The sequence below is a fragment of the Ideonella azotifigens genome, from assembly GCF_006519715.1.
Classification (GTDB): Bacteria; Pseudomonadota; Gammaproteobacteria; order Burkholderiales; family Burkholderiaceae_C; genus Ideonella; species Ideonella azotifigens.
Genome location: NZ_VIDT01000408.1, coordinates 1 through 5,137 on the forward strand (window position 1 = coordinate 1; position 5,137 = coordinate 5,137).

4 protein-coding genes are annotated in these 5,137 nt (G+C 67.9%); 3 read left to right on the forward strand and 1 reads right to left on the reverse strand.

What is annotated here, in order from left to right; translation table 11 throughout:
• A partial coding sequence (locus tag FKP22_RS20575; RefSeq protein WP_233446907.1) for a tryptophan 7-halogenase occupies window positions 1-357 on the reverse strand: 357 nt, incomplete at its 3' end.
• Between the two features lie 324 nt (window positions 358-681).
• Here FKP22_RS20575 and FKP22_RS20580 point away from each other — a divergent pair.
• From FKP22_RS20580 to FKP22_RS20590, 3 genes are read left to right on the forward strand one after another with little or no spacing between them, the layout of a single operon-like run.
• Complete coding sequence (locus tag FKP22_RS20580; RefSeq protein ID WP_141289562.1) at window positions 682-3,105, forward strand: TonB-dependent receptor; 2,424 nt, start codon at window positions 682-684, stop codon at window positions 3,103-3,105.
• Window positions 3,105-4,427: a GH1 family beta-glucosidase gene (locus FKP22_RS20585; protein ID WP_141289563.1), complete on the forward strand. Its 1,323-nt coding sequence runs from the start codon at window positions 3,105-3,107 to the stop codon at window positions 4,425-4,427. The genes FKP22_RS20580 and FKP22_RS20585 overlap by 1 nt, the downstream gene beginning before the upstream one ends.
• Window positions 4,424-5,017 (forward strand): TOBE domain-containing protein, encoded by a 594-nt coding sequence (locus tag FKP22_RS20590; RefSeq protein WP_141289564.1) that lies wholly within the window; start codon window positions 4,424-4,426, stop codon window positions 5,015-5,017. The genes FKP22_RS20585 and FKP22_RS20590 overlap by 4 nt, the downstream gene beginning before the upstream one ends.
• Window positions 5,018-5,137 lie beyond the last annotated feature (120 nt).

Sequence of the window (5,137 nt, forward strand, 5' to 3'; positions counted from 1 at the left end):
ACCCGGGCGCTGGCTGGGTGTGCTGAAGGGATGGAAGTAGGAGCGAGGCTGCGTCGTCGCGGTCCCCGGCGCGTGCTGCCAGTCGTCAAAGCGGATGCCTTGCTTGAAGGTGGCGCCGCACTCGCGGATGAAGCGGGCCTCGTCAATGCCGATGGCCGCAAGCGTACCGCGCATCGAAGGGAAGCTGCCTTCCCCGACGCCGATGATGGGGATGTCGCTGGCCTCGACCAGGCGGATGCGGATGCCGTCCGGCCGGTCGCTGCGCAGGTGGCGAGCCAGGTAGCAGGCGGTGAGCCAGCCGGCCGTTCCGCCGCCGAGGATGAGGACGTTCCGGACCGGTGGCATCTGTGTGGACATCGCAGCTTCCATGACGAGGTGGGTGGCATGCATGTGCGCCGGGTGACGGGCGCGGGCGACACCGCAGCGTGCCCCTTCAGGGCGGCTGTTCAGGGACCCGAGGGTTCTCACTGAGTGTCTGGAAAGCATCATAGAACGATCTTTGACACCGCTGTCATTTGTACCGTTGACAGCGCTGTCATCGCGTCGTTAGGATCCGGCCCATCGGCACTTCGAGGCACAGCCCTCGAAGGCCGGGAGCTGCTGGCTCGAACAACGAGCCAGTCCGCAGGAGAGCATGCGCAGCCTTCGCTGACGCGGCCCGTGCCCATGACAGGAGACAAGATGACCCATGTTGCCCAGCCAGCGCGCCTGGCCTTGAAGACCCCCGTTGTTCTGGCGGTGCTGAGCCTGCTGGCAGGCACCGCACACGCGCAGGCCGCCGATCCCGCCGCACCCAAGGCCCCCGAGGCTGAGACCAGCGTGAATGCGCTGTCTCAAGTGGTGATCACCGCCACCAAGCGCAGCACGCCGCTGCAGCGCACGCCGGTGGCTGTCACGGCCATCAATTCGGCACAGCTGGACGACAACCACGTGCAGACCATTGCCGACATGGTCAACCTGGTGCCGAGCTTCCAGGCCACCACGCAGGGCGACCACGGGGTCATCACGATGACGTTGCGCGGCATTGGCAATGACAGTGCCAAGACCGAGTACGCAGACCCCGAGGTCGCGATGTTCGTCAATGGCATCTACGCACCGCGCGCCGAAGGCGCTGCCGCACTGATGTTCGACCTGGAGTCGGTGGAGGTCCTGCGGGGGCCGCAGGGCACGCTGTGGGGCCGCAACTCGACGGTGGGTGCCGTCAACATGCAGACGGCCAAGCCGGTGCTGGGCAAGCTGATGGGCAGCGTGGAAGGCGGGCTGGGCAACTACGGCCGCATTGGCGTGCGCGGTGCGATGAACCTGCCGCTGAGCGACGACATGGCCTTGCGCGTGGCCCTGGTGCACGAGCAGCACGACGGCTTTGTGGCCTACCAGCGCGCGCCGCAGCTTTCGCTGGCCAGCCAGCAGGCCGCTGCGGCGCCGGTGATCGACGCATGGAACACCGCCCATCCGGCTAACCCGATCGCCTTCCAGCCGCTGAACCCGAACATCTTCGTGCAGGGCGGCCCTCGCTACAGCGCACAGGACCAGACGGCCGGCCGCCTGAGCCTGCTGTGGAAGCCCAGCGAGGCCCTGAGCATCGACCTGTCCTACGAGAAATTCCTGGACCGCGGCACGCCCAGCATGAACCTGATGCAGACCCCGCGCGAGGGCGAGAGCTTCTGGTCTGCGCTGATCGACACCGCGCCGGCCATGCACCGTGACAGCAACACCTTCCGCAGCCGCATCGACTACGCGCTGAGCCCCGACCTGGCCCTGGCCTACATCGGCGGCTGGTCGCGCTTCACCGGTTCGGCGGACTATGACCAGGATGGCGGCGCCAAGGTACCCACCAGCTTCACCACTGGCGCCACCTACCAGCAGAACCGCACCAACTGGTCCAGGTACACCAATCACAGCCATGAGCTGGAGCTGCTGTCCACCGGCAAGCACGAGATCGACTGGATCCTGGGCCTGTACTACGCGGCCGAGGACAACGGCATCCGCTTCGACATTCCCATCATGAACGGCACCCAGCAGGGCACCGTGGGCTGGCAAGGCTCGTTCATCCAGCCCAAGGAAACGGTCAACTCGCAGGCGGTGTTCGGCCAGGCCACCTGGAACCTCAGCGACGCGCTGCACCTCACCGGCGGCGCCCGCTACACCCACGACGACCGCAAGAACATAGGCGGCACCAACAACGGCTGGACCGGCGACGCAACGGTGCAACAGGTACCTCTGGATGCTGGCAGCGATCCGCTGGCGGCGGGCTCCGGCTTCTCCAGCTACCAGAAGAACGATGGGCACTACAAGGGCGACAAGGCCACCTACCTGGGTCGCCTGAGCTACCAGGTCGACAAGGACACCTTGTTCTACGGCAGCGTGTCCACCGGCTACAAGTCCGGCGGCCTGCAGGACGGTGGCCGCCCGTATGGCATGGAGACCCTGACCAACTACGAGGTCGGCAGCAAGATGACGCTGGCGGGCGGCTCGGTGAGGTTCAACAACGCGATCTACTACGAGAACTTCAAGGACTTCCAGTTCAGCGCGCCGGTCACCAACCCGGACGGCAGCCACTCGCTGGCCACCTCGAACGCCGAAGGCGCCAAGGTCTACGGCGTTGAATCCGAACTGGCCGCCAAGCTGACCGAGGCCGACCGGCTGCAGCTCTCGCTTGCCTACGCGCACACCCGGCTGGGCAAGCTGCTGGCGGGCAGCAACGACTACGCCTTGCCGGCCTGCCCGGATCCGCTGATCAGCAATTGTCTGGATGTCACCGGGCACGAGCTGCCGCACGCCCCGCGCTTCTCCGCGCAGGTGCAATACCAGCACACCTTCGGCTTTGACAACGGCGGCACCCTGACCCCGCGCATCGCGCTGCACTACGAGACCGCCAGCTGGCTGAGCGTCTTCAACCTGGGCGACGGGGACAAGCAGAAGGCCTACACCCGGACCGATGTGGGGCTGCGCTACAGCGCGGCCAAGGGCTGGTGGACGGACCTGTGGGTGCGCAACATCGAGAACGCCAAGGTCAAGACGAATGCGCAGAACGCCTTTGGCGCGTGGCAGTCGCAGTACCTGCCGCCGCTGACCCTGGGCGTGAACGCCGGCATCGAGTTCTGATGGCCCTCGCTGACAAGTTCCCCTCGGATTTCCTCTGGGGTTCGGCGACCAGTGCCGCCCAGATCGAGGGGGCCGCCCGGGAGGACGGCCGTGGCCCTTCGATCTGGGACCGCTTCTGCGCCCAGCCCGGTCGCATCAAGGATGCGTCCACCCCCGAGGTCGCCTGCGACCATTACCACCGCTATGCCGAAGACGTGGGCCTGATGCGCTGGCTGGGCCTGGGCGCGTACCGCTTTTCGCTGTCCTGGTCCCGCCTGCAGCCGCAGGGGCGCGGTGCCTGGAACGAGGCCGGGTTCGACTTCTATGACCGCCTGCTCGACGAGTTGCTGGCCGCCGGCATCCAGCCGCTTGCAACGCTTTATCACTGGGACCTGCCAGCGGCGCTGGAGGACAGCATCGGCGGTTGGCTGAGCCGAGACATCGCGCCGCTGTTTGCAGACTATGCGGCCGAGGTGGCGCGCCGCTTCGGTGACCGCCTGCACTCCATCGCCACCCTCAACGAGCCCTGGTGCGTGGCCACGCTGGGCTACGAGACGGCGCAGTTCGCGCCCGGCCACACCAGCCGTGCCGAGGCCGCGCAGGTCTCGCACCATCTGCTGCTGGCCCATGGCCAGGCCATCCAGGCCATGCGGGCGGTCTGCCGCACGCCGCTGGGCATCGTGCTCAATCACACGCCGTCCTTTGCGGCGGCGCCCAACGAGGCGGACCGCATCGCCACCCGCATCGACGACGGCCTGAACGTGCGCTGGTACATGGACCCGGTGTTCCGCGGCACCTACCCGGCCGATGTGCTGGCGTACCTGGGCGCGGATGCGCCGCGCGTCCAGCCTGGCGACATGGCCACGATCCAGCAGCCGCTGGACTTCCTGGGGCTGAACTTCTACACCCGCAGCATCATCAGTGCGAGCCCGCCGGCACCGCCCGCGCCCGGCCTGCAAGGCTTCACCGACATGGGCTGGGAGGTGGTGCCGGAGGTGCTCACGCAGCACCTGGTGCGGCTGACCCGCGAATACGCGCCGCCGCCGATCTTCATCACCGAAAACGGCATGGCCAATGCGGACGAACTCCGCGAAGGTCGCGTGGCCGACACGCCCCGCATCGCCTACCTGCAGAGCCACCTGCAGGCCCTGGCCAGGGCGATGCAGCTCGGGGTGGACGTGCGCGGCTACTTCTACTGGAGCCTGCTGGACAACTTCGAGTGGAACTCGGGCTACGCCAAGCGTTTCGGCCTGTTCCATGTGGACTACGCCACCCAGCAGCGCACCGCCAAGGACAGCGCCCACTGGTACCGGCAGTTCATCGCTGCGCAGGCGGGGCCGTGAAAGCGGGCAAGGCGCCCGCCGCCGAAGCGGCTGTCGCGGTGGACCGCAGCGCAAAGGTCAATCGCTACCTGGCGGAGTTCCTGGGGGCACCGCGCCTGGTCTACCTGCCTGTGCGTGCTTCGCGCGCGGCGGACGGGCGCCTGGTGCTGGAGGCTGGGGAAGCGGGGCAGGCGGTCTGGCCCGAGGCGCTGCCTGTATTGCCGGCCGAAGGCGTCATCGCGCTGGGCCTGCGGCCTGCCAGGCTGCAGGTGCTGAGGCAAGCCACCGAACGGCGCACAGCCGGCCTGGTGCTGCAAGCCCGGGTGCTGCAGGTGCTGCTGCTCGGTGGCCGCAGCCTGGTCCAACTGCTGCTGCCCGGCCATGCCGAGGCCTTGAGCCTGGACCTGGGCGAGCGCTGGCAGGGGCTGCCGCAGACGGGAGACCGTGTCGACCTGGGTGTTGAAGAGGCGGGCCTGTACGGCCACGACGGCCAGTTGCTGGCCGGCTTTGCACCGAGCGCAAAGGGCGGGCGCCGGGCCTGTCTGCCGTCGGGCAGGACCAGCTCGGTGAGCTGCCGGCCAGCGCTGGTGCCGGACATGAAATGGCCTTGAAGCCGGGCTGAAACAAGGTACGCTGGCGGCGACTTTTTCCTGCCGCCGCCTTGTCCCATCCTGCTTCTCCCCCACCCGGCATGCCGGGCACCGCCGCCGCACCGACTCGCCGCGACTGGC

Excerpts from the sequence above, each read along its gene's own strand:
- FKP22_RS20580 (WP_141289562.1), top strand. The coding sequence starts at position 682 with ATGACCCATGTTGCCCAGCCAGCGCGCCTGGCCTTGAAGACCCCCGTT.
- FKP22_RS20585 (WP_141289563.1), top strand. The coding sequence starts at position 3,105 with ATGGCCCTCGCTGACAAGTTCCCCTCGGATTTCCTCTGGGGTTCGGCG.